Consider the following 15,401-nt stretch of genomic DNA (forward strand, 5'->3'; position numbering starts at 1 on the left):
AACCTAAGGGGATAGATCGTGCTGAATAATGCGTTTACAGAAAAGCTCAATTATTGGGCGGGCTGGTTTACTAGCCTGAAATACGTCATGGCCATCAAACAAGCCTTTGTTATGTTGATGCCAGTCATTATCGTTGGTGCGTTTGGCGTACTGATTTCTAACATGGTTATGGGGACACAATCGGGTCTTGCAGCATTTGAAACCTTTGCGTTTCTTGCTGAATACCGCCCAATAATGGGACAAATCAACTACGCGACGCTGAACTTCCTGACTATCGGTGCCATCTTTATGATTGGTCTCGAGCTCGGTAAGCTTAATGGTCAGAATAATGCTTATTCGGGTCTGCTTGCCGTGATCTGTTTCGTGGCCGTCATCCCAACGACGTATGAAGTTGTGGTTGCTGGAGAAGCGTTCGAAGTAACGAACGTGATTGCGCGTCAGTACACGGACACGAAAGGTCTATTCCTTGGTATGTTCATCGCGATTCTATCGGTAGAGGTATATAGCAAACTGCTTACTATGAACTCTCTACAGATCAAGATGCCAGACTCTGTACCGCCAAATGTTGCGAGTTCTTTCTCGGCGCTATTACCTTCGATCATTACTGTGACTGCAATCGCGACCTTCGGTTTCGCATTCTACGAAATCTCAGGTATGACGCTTTATGATGCGACTTACGCTGCGATTCAGCGTCCACTTGAAGGTGCCATCCAAAGTCTTCCTGGCGTACTTCTTCTGATGTTCCTTGCTCAAGTCTTCTGGGTGGTGGGTATTCACGGTAACCAGATGATTAAACCACTTCGTGAGCCGCTGCTACTTGGTGCGATTGCTGCGAACATGACTGCTTATGAAAATGGTGAAGAAATCCCGAACATTATTACCATGCCTTTCTGGGATATCTACATGAGCATCGGTGGCTCTGGTGTCACAATCGGTCTTCTAGTTGCTGTATTCCTAGTGTGTAAGAAGCGTAAGGATATGCGTGAAATCGCTAAGCTATCTGTAGGTCCGGGTGCGTTCAACATCAATGAGCCTGTGGTATTTGGTATGCCGATCATGCTTAACCCTGTTCTTGCTATTCCATTCATCATCACACCGCTTGTCACTGGTGTTATTGGTTACTACGCAACAGCTATCGGTTTCGCTGGCAAGGCGGTGGTAATGATTCCATGGACCTGTCCACCGATATTAAGTGCATGGCTCGCAACAGGTGGCTCACTAGGTGCCGTGGTAACGCAGCTTGCTTGTATTGTTACCGCAATCATCATCTACCTACCATTTGTGAAAATTTGTGAGAACCAGTTTAAAGAGCAGCTTGATAACCTCGAAGCTGAAGAAGAGAAAGTTGAAGCTAAAGAAGCATTAGCGTAAGGATTGATAATGACCCAATATTCTATGAAGTTTCCAAAAGACTTTATCCTCGGTGCGGCTGCATCAGCATGGCAAACCGAAGGTTGGAGTGGAAAGAAAGAAGGTCAAGACTCTTATATTGATGTCTGGTACAAAAACGACCGTAAGGTTTGGCACAATGGTTACGGTCCTGCTGTTGCGACGGATTTCTACAACCGCTATGTCGAAGACATTGATTTAATGCAGGTGGTGGGTTTGACCCACTACCGCAGCTCAATCAACTGGTCTCGTTTTATGCTCGACTATGAGCAGGGAATCGTTGATGAAGAGTATGCCACCTATGTTGATCAAGTGATCGATACTATGTTGGCGAAAGGCATTGAGCCAATGTTCTGCCTAGAACACTATGAACTTCCAGCTTACCTTTTAGACAACTATGGCGGATGGAGCTCACCTAAAGTCGTTGATATGTTTGTGCATTATGCGCGAGAGGTCTTCAGACGTTACGGTCATAAGGTGAAGCATTGGTTTACGTTTAATGAGCCGATTGTGGTTCAAACTCGAGTTTTCCTTGATGCTATCCGTTACCCGTATGAGCAGGACACCAACAAGTGGATGGTGTGGAACCACGCGAAGAATCTAGCGACAGCGAAAATCGTCAAAGCCTACCGTGAAGGCGGTTATGACGGCAAAATCGGAGTGGTTCTCAACCCAGAGGTTACTTATCCTCGCTCAAGCGCAGCACACGATAAGCGCGCGGCAGAAGTGTATGACTTGTTCTACAATCGAGTGTTCTTAGACCCTGCTATCAAAGGTGAGTATCCAGAACAGCTACTGACTTTGTTGAAGGGCAACGGTATTGATTTTGCGCCGTCAGCGGAAGAACTTGCCATTATCAAGAACAATACGGTGGACTTCATTGGTGCTAACCTTTACTACCCACACCGAGTGAAAGCACCTGAGGCTGAGTGGCCAAAACATGTGCCATTCCACCCTAAGAAGTACTTCAGTGGCTTTGAGCTACCGGGTCGTGAAATGAACTTCTCTCGCGGCTGGGAGATTGATCCCGCTATCGTTTACGACATGGCGATGCGCATTAAGAATGACTACGGCAATATTGAGTGGATTCTTAGTGAAAACGGCATGGGTATTGAGAACGAAGTCCAGTTTAAGGATAAGAATGGTCAGATTCAGGATGACTATCGCATCGACTTTATCTCTCGTCACCTTTACCACCTGCTGCGAGCTATTGAGGATGGTGCAAACTGTAAGGGCTATATGTTGTGGGCATTTACCGACAACGTTTCACCAATGAACGCCTTTAAGAACCGTTATGGTTTGGTGGAAATCGACTTGGACGACAATCGCAATCGTCGCGTTAAGAAATCCGGTCAATGGTATAAGGCATTGTCAGAAACTCGTTGCCTAGACATCAAGGTTGATGACGAATATCGTTAACACTCAGTGTGGCGAGCGAGATCGCTCGCCACACTTTTATTTTAAGAATCCGAACACACATCTTTTAGAAAATGTTACCTATCTATTTGAATATGAATAAAAATTCTTTATTCTCCACCTATGATACTGATCCTCAGTAAATCACTGTTTTCCGTTCCCTCTACAATATTAAAAATGTTACAGTAACATTTGATAACACTTGAGAATTCGTTGAATGACTATGGAAGCTAAACGTTCGCGCCCGACGTTACAAGATATCGCCGATCGCATTGGAATCACTAAGATGACGGTAAGCCGCTATATGCGAAATCCGGAGTCCGTCGCACAAGCCACAAGAGACAAGATTGCTCAGGTGGTGGAAGAGCTCGGCTATATCCATAACCGAACGCCAGCGATGCTGTCAAAGTCGTCTAGTAAAGCCATCGGCGTGTTACTTCCTTCACTCTCCAACCAGGTTTTTTCGAGCTTTGCGCAGGGGATTGAGTCGGTCACCAATCCACTTGGCTACGATACTTTGATCGCGCACTACAGCTATGACAAGGATATCGAAGAGAAGAAAATTGAGGCGTTTCTCTCTTATCAAGTTGATGGGCTAATACTCACCGATACCAACCATACTGAGCGTACCTTGCAGATGATTAAGACGGCAGGTATTCCGGTCGTTGAAGCCATGGATTTACCACAAAATCCAATCGATATGGCAGTAGGACTTGATCACATGGATGCTGCTTACACAGTCGTTAAACAGATGATTGCTAAGGGTAAACGTAACATTGCTTACTTTGGCGCTCGCATGGATACACGTACTCAGCTTCGTATGCAGGGCTACGATAAGGCCGTCGTTGAAGCGGGTCTTGAACCACTTCACATACTTACCAAAGAGCACTCTAGCTTCCCGCTCGGTGGCACCTTGCTCGATAAAGCGCTGCTTATTCAACCAGAGCTTGATGGTGTGTTCTGTACTAACGATGATATTGCGATCGGTACTATTATGGCGTGCCGACTCAAGCAGCGCCGAGTGCCAGAAGAAATCAGTGTGGTGGGCTTTAACTCACTGGATATGGGTAAAGTCATTAGTCCCACATTGGCCAGTATCGAAACGCCGCGTTTTGAGATAGGCAAAAAAAGCGCCGAGCTGTTGCTATCGGCGCTAACTGGAGAAACTATTGAGCAAAAAGTGTTTGATATGGGCTTTACCCTAACTGAAGGCGAAAGCCTCTAGGTGAGTTCAGGCTCCAAAGTTTGTTTTTCTAAGCTTGGGTACAAAAAGCTCGCCCCCTGATCTGCCGCCGACACCGTTTGGCGGCATTGCGCAAAAAGCCCTCTGCCCCAGGTCATTTGACCAAGTTCGTTGTCTATTTTCACACAGTCTCTGGAGTCAAGGTCGGTGAGTACCTCTAGGCATCCTTTGACGCTATCTAGCCGCACTATGTCACCCTCTTTAATCTTGGCAATGACGCCACCTCTAAGCGCTTCTGGAGAGACATGAATTGCGGCGGGAATTTTTCCCGATGCGCCGGATAATCGACCGTCGGTCACTAACGCCACCTTAAATCCATCATTCTGAAGGTTACCAAGCAGCGGCATGAGTTTGTGAAGCTCAGGCATTCCATTTGCTGCTGGTCCATTAAAGCGTACCACCACAACGCAATCACAGTTAAGCTCGCCACTTTGATAGGCGCGCTCTACTTCATTCTGGTCGTTAAATACCTTTGCCGGGGCTTCAATTACACGGTGCTCTTTCTTGACCGCAGAGACCTTAATGACCGCTTGTCCCAGGTTGCCTTTGAGAACTTTTAGGCCGCCGCTGTTTTGAAATGTTTGTCCTTCATTAGCAATGACTGCAGAGTCGCTAGAGCCTTTAGAGCGCCTCCATACGAGGTCTCCATCTTCAAGTGCCGGATAGCTGAGCTGATCTTTGAAGTGACCAAACGCGGTTAATGTGTCTTGATGTAAAAGGTCTTGCTGAGCCAAGCGGGCCATCATGGCAGGCACGCCACCTGCCGCTTGAAAGTCATTGATGTCTGCCGATCCATTTGGATAGATGTTAACGACCAGTGGAACGGCATCAGCCAGATCGCTGAGATCTTGCCATGTGAGAATGTATCCCGCCGCTCTAGCGACAGCAATCATGTGAATGCTGTGGTTAGTGCTGCCACCAGACGCCAGTAGAGCGACCAATCCATTCACCAAGTTTTTTGCGGTAAATACCTCGTAAAGCGGACGATAGCGAGGTGATGTCGCAATGCTACTTGCAATGACTAACGCTGCATATTCCGTTAACACTCGACGAAGCGGGTCATGAGGTGCGATAAAAGCGCTTCCAGGTAGCATTAACCCCATGGCTTCAAAAACGAGTTGGTTGGTATTAGCGGTGCCAAAGAATGTACATGTGCCTGTGCTGTGGTAAGCACGGCATTCCATATCGAGCAGTGCCATTTGACCGAGATGGCCTGCCGCATACTGCTGGCGGATAGACACCTTTTCATCGTTAGAGATACCCGTCGTCATTGGTCCTGCGGGAATAAACGCTGTGGGAAGATGACCATAAGCCAGCGCGCCCATGAGCTGTCCTGGGGCGATTTTATCGCAGACTCCCAACAGCAAGTTACCATCAAACATGTTGTGACTTAGCGAGAATGCGGTGCTCTGGGCAATCAAGTCTCGAGAAAACAGAGACATATCCATCCCAGGCTGTCCCTGTGTCACTCCATCACACATTGCTGGAACACAGCCCGCCACTTGCGCGGTATGACCAAGTTTAGCCAGCGCAGTTTGGATCTGCTCGGGGTAGACCTCGTAAGGTTTGTGAGCGCTCAGCATATCATTATACGATGAGATAATCGCAAGATTGGCGCTAGTGTTATCAAGTAAGCGCTGCTTGTCTTCACAACCTGCTGTTGCTACCGCATGCGCTAGGTTTCCACAAGACAACTGACTGCGCCCTCGACCGGCTTCCTGTTGATGCGTCATCGCATCGAGGTAGCTTTGTCTTAAGGACTCACTGCGTTTCTCAATTCGTTTGGTGACCGCCATGATGGCTTGATGAGTCATGAGACCACCTCAAGCGAGACATCAGTGAGTTTCATACGGATCTCTTTCACAGCAGCCTGCACGACCGCATCAAGCGGCATGTCTATCAGCACTGTGACGACGTCTAATTCACAGTCTGGTCTCTCTAACGCCTCAAATTGACTTTGCAGTAGAGAAGACTTCATAAAGTGCCCACCGCGTTGGTTTACACGCTGTCTGATTAGCTCAAATTCGCCATCGAGGAAGACGAAGATGAGATTGTTGTTGCCGAACCGCAATGTATCTCGATAGCGGCGTTTGAGAGCAGAGCACACGATGACGCCATGCTCATTTTTCTGACCCAGACTGTAGGCCGCGTCATTGATGCGTTCGAGCCATGGCGCTCGGTCACTGTCTGTTAAGGCGTTGCCAGAAGCCATCTTGTCAATATTGGCGCGAGGGTGAAGATCATCACCATCGATAAACTTCGCGCCTAGTGTGTCGGCTATTTTTTTGCCGACCGTGCTTTTACCTGAGCCAGAAACGCCCATTACAACAATGCACTTCCCCAAGTTTCCTCCTCTGGGATCGAAATATGATCCACTCCGCACAATTCGATAAACGTCTAAATTATGGTTCATATTATCGATGTTACTGGTAACATGATACCGGTAACTTTTATTGTTGTGAACGAGAGCACATCAACATAAAAAACTGGATTACAGCAAGCTATGGGCTGGCATAGAGTGTTCTAAACGCTAGCAAATCGTACTTTGAAGTCGGATTTAAGGGGTAAAGATGTCGGTATTTCCAAAGAATTTCCTGTGGGGTGGAGCCATTGCAGCTAACCAAGCTGAGGGTGGTTATCGTGAAGGTGATAAGGGTCTAACAACCGTAGATATGATCCCCTACGGTGATAATCGAATGCCAGTAAAACTTGGGCTTCGCGAACAAGTTTCACTGGACGAAGCGGAGTATTACCCAAGCCACGATGCTATCGATTTCTATCATCGCTACAAAGATGACATCGCTCTATTAGCGGAAATGGGGTTCAAGGTCTTTCGCACCTCGATTGCTTGGGCACGCATGTTTCCAAAAGGTGACGAACTGGAACCAAACCAAGCGGGGATAGCCTACTACCAAGACCTCTTTAGAGAGTGCAAAAAATACGGTATTGAGCCTTTGGTAACACTTTGCCATTTCGACGTACCGATGCACTTAGTGGATACCTATGGCTCATGGCGCAGCCGTGAGATGATAGGTTTCTTCGAACGATATGCACGTACCTGTTTCGAAGCATTTGATGGTCTAGTGAAGTACTGGCTAACCTTCAATGAAATCAATATCTTGCTCCACAGCCCATTCTCAGGCGCGGGTCTTCTTTTCAAAGAAAGAGAAAACAAGGAGCAAGTGAAATACCAAGCTGCCCACCATGAGCTCGTCGCGAGTGCTTTGGTGACGAAAATCGCCCACGAGATTAACCCAGAAAACCAAGTAGGGTGTATGTTAGCGGGTGGTAACTTCTACCCATACTCATGTAAGCCTGAAGACGTCAAAATGGCGCTCGACAAAGACCGAGAAAACCTGTTCTTTATTGATGTTCAAGCGCGAGGCTATTACCCATCATACGCCCAGCGTACGTTCCGAGATAAAGGTGTTGAACTAGAGATTCATGATGAAGATCTAGAGATACTCAAAAACACCGTGGATTTCATTTCATTCAGCTATTACGCCTCACGTTGTGCGTCCGCAGACATGAACAAGGGCAACACCAGTGAAGCCAACGTCGTGAAGTCCATTCGAAACCCGCACCTAGAAGCCAGTGATTGGGGCTGGGTCATCGACCCGATGGGACTGCGAATTGCGATGAATACGCTCTACGATCGCTATCAAAAACCCTTGTTCCTAGTCGAGAACGGTTTGGGTGCCAAAGATACAGTTGAAGCAAACGGTGAAATCAATGACGATTATCGCATTGACTACCTGCGCGCACACATTGAAGCCATGGGCGATGCCATTGAAGATGGTGTGCCATTGATGGGCTATACGCCTTGGGGCTGTATCGACCTAGTGGCCGCGTCGACGGGAGAGATGAGTAAGCGTTATGGCTTTATTTATGTGGATCGCGATGATAAGGGGAATGGTACGTTAGAGCGCTCTCGCAAGAAGTCGTTCTATTGGTACAAAAAGGTAATCGCGAGTAACGGGGAAGATTTAGCTTAGGTTATAAGCGAATAATTCACTCGCTAGACTTTTAGTAAAAGTGCTAGCGAGTGAATTAAAGTGGGTTACTTACTCGCTTCTTCCCACTTGGATACAATGTTCAAAGCCAGGGCCTCGTCTTGTGTCATCAAAGAGAACACGTCAGCGTTTTGCTCTACATCGTTAACAATCATTATCGTACCGTTAGTGGTGGCATAGCGAACTACTAGCGGATTTTCTTCAGGATGCTCTTCAAATCCAATGCGTAGGTTGCCATTCGGAAGCGTCCAGTTGGTCTCAATGTTTCCTTCGGCGTCAATCAAAGTGACTACACCTGTTTGGGCATCTGTGTTGTATTCTCCAAAGCGAAGTTCGCCGTAAACAGGTTCTGATGTCGCATTGTTTGAGTCATCCATGACGATGAACCAAGTTTTGTTTTCGAAGTCCGATACTGTGAAGCTCATTGATTCAACTAGGTCGTTAGTTGTCCAAAGCGTCAAATCGCCTTCATCTGGTACGGCAAAAGCCAGATCCGTAGATGTGTAGATGAACACATTGTTCTCAGCTTCCCCATCTTCTGAGGTTATTGAAAGCACGTCACCGTTTACGCTGTAAGTCATGCATTCAATATCGCCATTTTCAAGCACACACAGATCGTCCTCAGTCAACCAAGCAGAAAATACACCTTCTTCTGTTGCCCAATAATTGCTGAAGTTAGCAATGTTCCATTCTGAAATTGGCGCATCTTTATCTTCATTACCTTTTATCAAGTAATTCTGAAGGTCGTTGATAACTTCTACTACTTCAAAACCGCCATCATCAGAGCGAACAAAATCATTTTCATCGATTTCATTGATGTCGTTAGAATGACCGTAGTGCTCTTCGATAGCGCTATTAATATCTTCTGCAGTTTTCTTTAACTCATCGCCATTAATATTCGCTGATTCTGTCGGTAGTTCCTGAACTAAACTTCGAGCAAGCGCGTGCGCCATAATTGCGTCTTTAGACTGATCCGCATCTTGTTTTAGTGAGACGTAATCTCCGGAGATGACACTTTCATCAAACTCAAGTTCAGCTGCTAAATCTTCGACAGACATGTCGTTAGCATTCGCTAAAGTCGTGAATGGTGTGACTACGCTAGAGCTAGAACTTGCTGTCATTTCATAGCTTTGTGTTAAGTAGCCGATGCGATCCAAATCTTTAGTTTGACCCGCGATAGAGCGAATAATAACTGGGTAGTCTTGATCCGCAGTTGGGATGGTAAATTGACCGTTCGAGTTAGTTGAGCCTATTAGTTCGCCTTCGTCACAAACGCCGTTATTATTTCTGTCTACACAAACTAGTGCATTTTCCAGATAACCATCGATTACAGTGATTGTGCGACCTTGATTAACAACGTCTTCATTGTTAGAACCACCACAACCTGATAATACAATAGCGGATAAAATAGCACTGCTTAAAACTGACTTTTTCACTTTATTTTCTCTTCTTTTGAACAATGTTTATTTATTGTTTCGTGATTCTATTTCAAAAAAATAAAAGTTATATCTTTGTTTTTACAATGTTTTGTGACCTAAGTATCAAAAATAACAATCTTGTTATTTGGTTATATCATATTGATATAAAAGGGATTTGTTTGATATTGGTAAATATATGCTGTTCTAAAAAAAAGCAAGTAATTCGCTATAAATATACAATCATCAATATCTATCGGTTAAAAGAGTAATAGTTTGTTAATTATGCTCTAATAATGATTCAATGTGTCACATTGTAATTGTGAACATGTTCTTGAATTGTTACAAAGCGTAGAAAAATGCAAAAACAACGGAGTTTTTGACAAGTAATTCTCAAGCGCTCAAAATACACTGCCTGCCATTGTAGTAGTCCAGTCGATGTTTTCGGCTGAGTAGAGATTGAGGAACACACATGTTTACAGCAACAGATGTGCTAAAAACGGAGTTTGTCGAGCAGCCGCTTGAACAGCTCTGGTCACTGATCTCTCCACTCTATATGGTGGATGAGTCTCAATGGTTGAAACAGCTTTTACCTCTGGCCACACCGCAAGGTGACGAAGCCCAGCAGATCCCACAGAAAACGACCCAGCTCATTGAAGCCATTCGTGCTGACAAAAATGCGATCCAGATGATCGACGCCTTACTGCTTGAGTACAGCTTAGATACTCAAGAAGGCATTTTGCTGATGTGTCTCGCGGAAGCCTTGATGCGTATTCCTGATTCTGCAACGGCAGATGCGCTTATTCGCGACAAGCTCAGCGTGGCTGATTGGAAGTCACACCTTAAGAATTCTGATTCTGTGTTTGTGAATGCATCTACCTGGGGCTTGATGCTGACGGGTAAAGTGGTTGGTTTGTCAGATTCACAATCTCAAAGCCCAGCGAAAGCGGTTAACCGCTTGGTGAACAAGTTCTCTGAACCTGTGATTCGTAAAGCCATGTATCAGGCGATGAAGGTCATGGGGCATCAGTTTGTACTAGGCCGCAGTATTGGCGAAGCGCAGAAGAACGGTAAGAAGATGCGCGACCGCGGCTTTACCTATTCGTTTGATATGTTGGGTGAGGCGGCGCTAACCAAAGCGGATGGCGACAAGTACTTCAAAGACTACCTAATGGCAATTGAAGCGGTTGGCAGTGACAAATATGGTTTAGATACCAGTCCTGCGCCGTCTGTTTCCATTAAGCTTTCTGCACTGCATCCTCGCTATGAAGTCGCGAACGAAGAGCGCGTACTAACAGAGCTATGCGATACGCTGACTCAACTATTGACTCGCGCTCGCGAGCTCGATGTTGCGATTACCATTGATGCGGAAGAGGCCGACCGTCTTGAGCTTTCTCTAAAGCTATTTGAAAAGGTGTACCGCAGTGATGTCGCTAAAGGCTGGGGTAAGTTTGGTCTGGTTATTCAGGCGTACTCTAAACGTGCGCTTCCTGTGCTGGTTTGGGTCAATGCACTTGCAAAACAGCAGGGCGATTTGATCCCGCTTCGTCTTGTGAAAGGCGCGTATTGGGACAGCGAAATCAAGTGGTCTCAGCAAGCGGGTTACGATAACTACCCTGTTTATACCCGTAAAGAAGCGACTGACGTGGCATACCTAGCCTGTGCTCGCTTCCTACTGAGTGACAACGTGCGTGGAAACATTTTCCCGCAGTTTGCGAGCCACAATGCGCACACCGTGACTGCGATTGCGACTATGGCGCAGCACACCGATTACGAATTCCAACGTCTACATGGTATGGGCGACTCCTTGTATGACCATGTGATGGATACTCATAAGCAACCGGTTCGAATCTACGCTCCGGTGGGTAGCCACAAAGATCTGCTGCCATATCTGGTACGTCGACTGCTAGAGAATGGTGCGAACAGCAGCTTTGTACACCGTTTGGTGGATGCACGTTGCCCGGTTGAAAGTTTAACGGTTCATCCTGTCGATGCGCTTAATGCTAACGACACATTGCATAACGCCAATATTGAGCTTCCACCGGCTATCTTTAGCGACCGTAAAAACTCGATTGGCGTTAACGTCGACATTGAGAGCGAAGTGAAAGAGTACGAACACAAAGTGGACGTATTCCGCAGCAAGCAGTGGCAAGGTGCGCCAATCATTAATGGACAGTCCCAATACGAAAGCATGATCAAGGAAGGAGGTGCAGTAGATACGATTACCGCACCGTATGATCGTCGAATCGTTGTTGGTCAGGTCGCTATGGCGAACCTTGATCATGTTTCCGAAGCTATCAAGGTGGCTGAGGAAGGATTCGAGTCTTGGTCAACGCTTCCGTATGCCCAGCGTAGTCAGTGCTTACTTAACCTAGCAGACAAGCTAGAAGAGAATTTGCACGAACTGGTGGCAATTTGTCATCAAGAGGCGGGCAAGACGATTCATGACAGCATCGACGAAGTACGCGAAGCGGTCGACTTCTGTCGTTACTACGCTAAGCAGCCACACATCTTCAAGACACAATCGGTACTTGGCTTTGATGGTCAATCTAAGTCGATGGCTCGCGGTGGTCGCGGTGTGTTTGTTTGTATCAGCCCATGGAACTTCCCACTGGCTATTTTCCTTGGTCAAGTGACCGCGGCTTTGGTTGCGGGTAATACCGTAGTCGCTAAACCTGCTGAACAAACTTCGCTCATTGCCGTGCGTGCGGTTGAGCTGATGCTTGAAGCGGGCTTCCCAGCAAGCGCAATCCAGCTCATTACGGGCCGCGGCGCGGATGTGGGTCATGCTCTAACTTCTCACAACGCGATTGCTGGTGTTGCCTTTACTGGCTCGACACCAACAGCGCAGCGCATCAATAGCACCTTGGCCGCACGCCAAGTGGCACCAGTGCCATTTATCGCCGAAACCGGCGGTCAAAACGCGATGATAGTGGATTCTACTGCGCTTCCAGAACAAGTGGTGCGTGACGTGGTTCGCTCTGCGTTTGCGTCGGCGGGTCAGCGGTGTAGTGCTCTACGTGTGCTGTATATCCAAGAAGATATTGCAGAGCGCGTGATCAATTTGATTCAAGGTGCCATGGATGAGCTGAAAGTTGGTTTGCCATACCTGCACTCGACCGATGTTGGCCCAGTGATTGATGCCAACGCCAAGCAAAAGCTTCTTGCTCATATCGAAGCTATGACTAAGCAAGGTAAGAAAGTCGCTCAACTATCTCTCGATGATGAATGTGCAGAGGGCGATTTTGTTCCGCCATGTGCGTTTGAGATCTCTGATATCTCCGTTCTAACGGAAGAGCACTTTGGTCCAATCCTACACATCGTTCGTTTTAAAGCGTCTGAACTGCCGAAAGTAGTCGACAGCATCAATGCGACAGGCTTTGGTCTTACGCTTGGCGTACATAGTCGCAATGAGTCTACTTACGAATGGATTGAGAAACACGTTCGTGTCGGTAACTGCTACATCAACCGAGATCAGGTGGGTGCGGTAGTCGGTGTTCAACCGTTTGGTGGACAAGGGCTATCGGGCACGGGACCAAAAGCAGGTGGTCCTCACTATCTGTATCGCTTTACTGATGTCGTCAACGACACCGCTTCCATTTCAAAGTAAGGAGAAAGAGTCATGGTTAATAACGCAACAATTTTCTCTGATGTTTTGAATGCATGGGAGAGCTGGAATGTTACTGATTTTACTGAGCAGCGTGAGTGCTTACTCTCTGTTCAGCGCAATATGGCAGAACTGAACGCGACGCTAGCAAGCGTGATGGCGTTCCATGTTCAGCAAGCGAATATCCTGCTCGCTAACCCGCATGTGATGCCGGGGCCAACGGGCGAAACCAATGAGCTTTACGCCGCAGGTCGTGGCGTGGCTTTGGTGGTGCTTGAGAGTGAAGAGGCGCAAGCAAAGATTGCTGCAGTAGCTCAAATAGCAGCGGCGCTTATTGCTGGCAATGGCGTCATTGTTTGCACTGGTAACGAGAAGTTTAATCAAATTTTAATTTCGGCAGTCGAGCGTTCTCAGCTGCCTTCTAACCTAGTCCAGATTGTCGCTTTAGAAGAAGCCACTACCTTCATCGATTTCGATGTGCGTGTAGTCGGTCTTGTAGGCTCTGAAGAAACACAATGGCAGGTTAACCATCAACTGGCTAATCGCGATGGAGCGATAGGTCTTTTGGTGTCTGAAACGGATCTGGCGTCACTTCCAACGTCGCACGATCCGAATCTAGTGTTGAGGTTCATAACGGAAAGAACAAGAACCATCAACATCACAGCAGTGGGGGGCAACGCTACCTTGCTTGAACTTGGTAGCTAGTGGCTAAGGTCTTCGGACCCGCTCCACGCCGCCCTACCAGCCTCCAGCACTAAGCATGTTGGGGGCTGAATTCTAGGATGAGGAAATAATAATGATTCAAAATAGCTTCGCTATTACGACAACTTTTATCGCTTACTTGGCGATGATGCTTGCTATCGGTGTGATCGCTTATAAGCGCACAGCGAGCTCAAGCGACTACTTTCTTGGTGGACGCTCTTTAGGCCCTTGGCCTGCAGCGCTATCTGCTGGTGCATCAGACATGAGTGGATGGCTACTACTTGGCTTGCCAGGCTACGCCTACGCAGCCGGTATTGAGGCATTTTGGTTGGCAGGTGGCCTATTAGTGGGTACTTGGCTGAACTGGCTGATCTGCGCGAAACGACTACGTACTTACAGTATTACGACTGACGCTCTGACTCTTCCTGAATATCTATCTCGTCGTTTTAACGATAACTCTAAGGTGATTCAGGTTGTATCTGCGTTCTTCATTTTGCTTTTCTTCCTTTTCTACACCAGTTCTGGTCTAGTGGCAGGCGGTAAACTGTTTGAAACGGTATTCGGCTTAGACTACACAATCGCGGTTATTATCGGCACGGTTTGTGTTGTGTCTTACACACTATTTGGTGGCTTCCTAGCGGTATCTTGGACTGACTTAGTTCAGGGCCTACTCATGGCAGCTGCGTTAATGATTGTACCGGTAATTGGTATGCAAGGTGGTCTTGGTCAGCTAACGGCAGACCTAGAAGCGATTAACCCTGAACTACTGACACTTTGGAATGATGCGAAAGGTCAGCCTCTGTCTGCGATTGCCATCATTTCATTGGTCGCATGGGGCCTTGGTTACTTCGGTCAACCACACATCTTGGCGCGTTTCAAAGCATCACGTACCAATAAAGATCTAACAACAGCGCGCCGCATCGCGGTTGTGTGGTCTGGTCTTTCTATGATTGGTGCACTGCTAGTGGGTGTGGTTGGTCTTGTGTACATCACTAATACTGGCGGTGACGTTCTGGCTGATGGTGAGAAGATCTTCATGCTGCTTGTTAACGCACTATTCCATCCAGTGATTGCAGGTATCCTACTTGCAGCGATTCTAGCGGCAATCATGAGTACTGCGGATTCACAGCTATTGGTATCGTCTTCAGCACTAGCAGAAGACTTCTACAAGCAAATCATCAACAAAGATGCGACGTCTGAGCAGGTTGTAATGGTCGGTCGTGTTGGCGTTGTACTACTATCTGTGATTGCTCTTGTACTCGCTATGACGCCAGACAGCTCAGTATTAGGTCTCGTATCTTACGCTTGGGCAGGCTTTGGTGCGGCGTTTGGTCCTGCAATCCTACTTAGCCTTTACTGGGCCGGTATGAACCGTAACGGCGCTATCGCAGGTATCATCGTCGGCGGTGTGACTATCGTGGTATGGAAACAGCTTTCTGGCGGTATCTTCGATATCTACGAAATCGTCCCTGGATTCATTCTATCTTGGATTTCAATCATGGTAGTGAGCTCTATGACGGGCGGTCCTGATAAAGATGTTCAGGCACAGCACGCGACGTTTGAGAAGAATCTCGTTGAATTAGATTAATTGAACTTTTAGTCGTCAAAGCCCCGAA

General features: G+C 47.1%; 10 protein-coding genes. 7 read left to right on the top strand and 3 right to left on the bottom strand.

Annotation, left to right across the window (positions count from 1 at the left end; all coding sequences use genetic code 11):
• Nucleotides 1-18 precede the first annotated feature (18 nt).
• The 3 genes from LY387_RS20300 (at nt 19) to LY387_RS20310 (ending at nt 4,030) form a co-directional block, all read left to right on the top strand.
• On the top strand, nt 19-1,371 hold the full coding sequence (locus LY387_RS20300; protein WP_128649525.1) for a PTS sugar transporter subunit IIC: 1,353 nt from the start codon (nt 19-21) through the stop codon (nt 1,369-1,371).
• Nucleotides 1,372-1,380: 9 nt separating this feature from the next.
• On the top strand, nt 1,381-2,808 hold the full coding sequence (locus tag LY387_RS20305) for a glycoside hydrolase family 1 protein (protein ID WP_234497661.1): 1,428 nt from the start codon (nt 1,381-1,383) through the stop codon (nt 2,806-2,808).
• A 214-nt stretch (nt 2,809-3,022) separates the two neighbouring features.
• Nucleotides 3,023-4,030 (top strand): substrate-binding domain-containing protein, encoded by a 1,008-nt coding sequence (locus tag LY387_RS20310; RefSeq protein WP_234497662.1) that lies wholly within the window; start codon nt 3,023-3,025, stop codon nt 4,028-4,030.
• Here the strand turns inward: LY387_RS20310 and edd are convergent.
• Nucleotides 4,027-5,862: a phosphogluconate dehydratase gene (gene edd, locus LY387_RS20315; RefSeq protein ID WP_234497663.1), complete on the bottom strand. Its 1,836-nt coding sequence runs from the start codon at nt 5,860-5,862 to the stop codon at nt 4,027-4,029. The two genes, LY387_RS20310 and edd, sit on opposite strands and share 4 nt — an antisense overlap.
• A complete protein-coding gene (locus tag LY387_RS20320; protein ID WP_234497800.1) occupies nt 5,859-6,371 on the bottom strand; it encodes a gluconokinase in 513 nt (170 codons plus the stop codon). The genes edd and LY387_RS20320 overlap by 4 nt, the downstream gene beginning before the upstream one ends.
• 247 nt (nt 6,372-6,618) lie before the next feature.
• On the opposite strand from LY387_RS20320, the gene LY387_RS20325 reads away from it, so the two are divergent.
• Nucleotides 6,619-8,043, top strand: coding sequence for a 6-phospho-beta-glucosidase (locus LY387_RS20325; protein WP_234497664.1), 1,425 nt, complete (start codon nt 6,619-6,621; stop codon nt 8,041-8,043).
• 65 nt (nt 8,044-8,108) lie between these two features.
• Here the strand turns inward: LY387_RS20325 and LY387_RS20330 are convergent, their stop codons facing one another.
• Nucleotides 8,109-9,497 carry a hypothetical protein gene (locus tag LY387_RS20330; protein ID WP_234497665.1) on the bottom strand — a complete coding sequence of 463 codons (1,389 nt, stop codon included), beginning with the start codon at nt 9,495-9,497 and terminating at the stop codon, nt 8,109-8,111.
• A gap of 451 nt (nt 9,498-9,948) precedes the next feature.
• On the opposite strand from LY387_RS20330, the gene putA reads away from it, so the two are divergent.
• From putA to putP, 3 genes are all read left to right on the top strand, one after another.
• Nucleotides 9,949-13,086: a bifunctional proline dehydrogenase/L-glutamate gamma-semialdehyde dehydrogenase PutA gene (gene putA, locus LY387_RS20335; protein WP_234497666.1), complete on the top strand. Its 3,138-nt coding sequence runs from the start codon at nt 9,949-9,951 to the stop codon at nt 13,084-13,086.
• A 12-nt stretch (nt 13,087-13,098) separates the two neighbouring features.
• Nucleotides 13,099-13,788: a 1-pyrroline-5-carboxylate dehydrogenase gene (locus LY387_RS20340; RefSeq protein ID WP_234497667.1), complete on the top strand. Its 690-nt coding sequence runs from the start codon at nt 13,099-13,101 to the stop codon at nt 13,786-13,788.
• A gap of 91 nt (nt 13,789-13,879) precedes the next feature.
• Nucleotides 13,880-15,373 carry a sodium/proline symporter PutP gene (putP, locus tag LY387_RS20345; protein ID WP_234497668.1) on the top strand — a complete coding sequence of 498 codons (1,494 nt, stop codon included), beginning with the start codon at nt 13,880-13,882 and terminating at the stop codon, nt 15,371-15,373.
• Nucleotides 15,374-15,401 lie beyond the last annotated feature (28 nt).

Source organism: Vibrio maritimus (assembly GCF_021441885.1).
Taxonomy (GTDB): domain Bacteria; phylum Pseudomonadota; class Gammaproteobacteria; order Enterobacterales; family Vibrionaceae; genus Vibrio; species Vibrio maritimus_B.

Coding starts and splice junctions, on each gene's coding strand:
- LY387_RS20305 (WP_234497661.1), top strand. CDS start 1,381: ATGACCCAATATTCTATGAAGTTTCCAAAAGACTTTATCCTCGGTGCG.
- LY387_RS20310 (WP_234497662.1), top strand. CDS start 3,023: ATGACTATGGAAGCTAAACGTTCGCGCCCGACGTTACAAGATATCGCC.
- edd (WP_234497663.1), bottom strand. CDS start 5,862: ATGACTCATCAAGCCATCATGGCGGTCACCAAACGAATTGAGAAACGC.
- LY387_RS20320 (WP_234497800.1), bottom strand. CDS start 6,371: ATGGGCGTTTCTGGCTCAGGTAAAAGCACGGTCGGCAAAAAAATAGCC.
- LY387_RS20325 (WP_234497664.1), top strand. CDS start 6,619: ATGTCGGTATTTCCAAAGAATTTCCTGTGGGGTGGAGCCATTGCAGCT.
- putA (WP_234497666.1), top strand. CDS start 9,949: ATGTTTACAGCAACAGATGTGCTAAAAACGGAGTTTGTCGAGCAGCCG.
- LY387_RS20340 (WP_234497667.1), top strand. CDS start 13,099: ATGGTTAATAACGCAACAATTTTCTCTGATGTTTTGAATGCATGGGAG.
- putP (WP_234497668.1), top strand. CDS start 13,880: ATGATTCAAAATAGCTTCGCTATTACGACAACTTTTATCGCTTACTTG.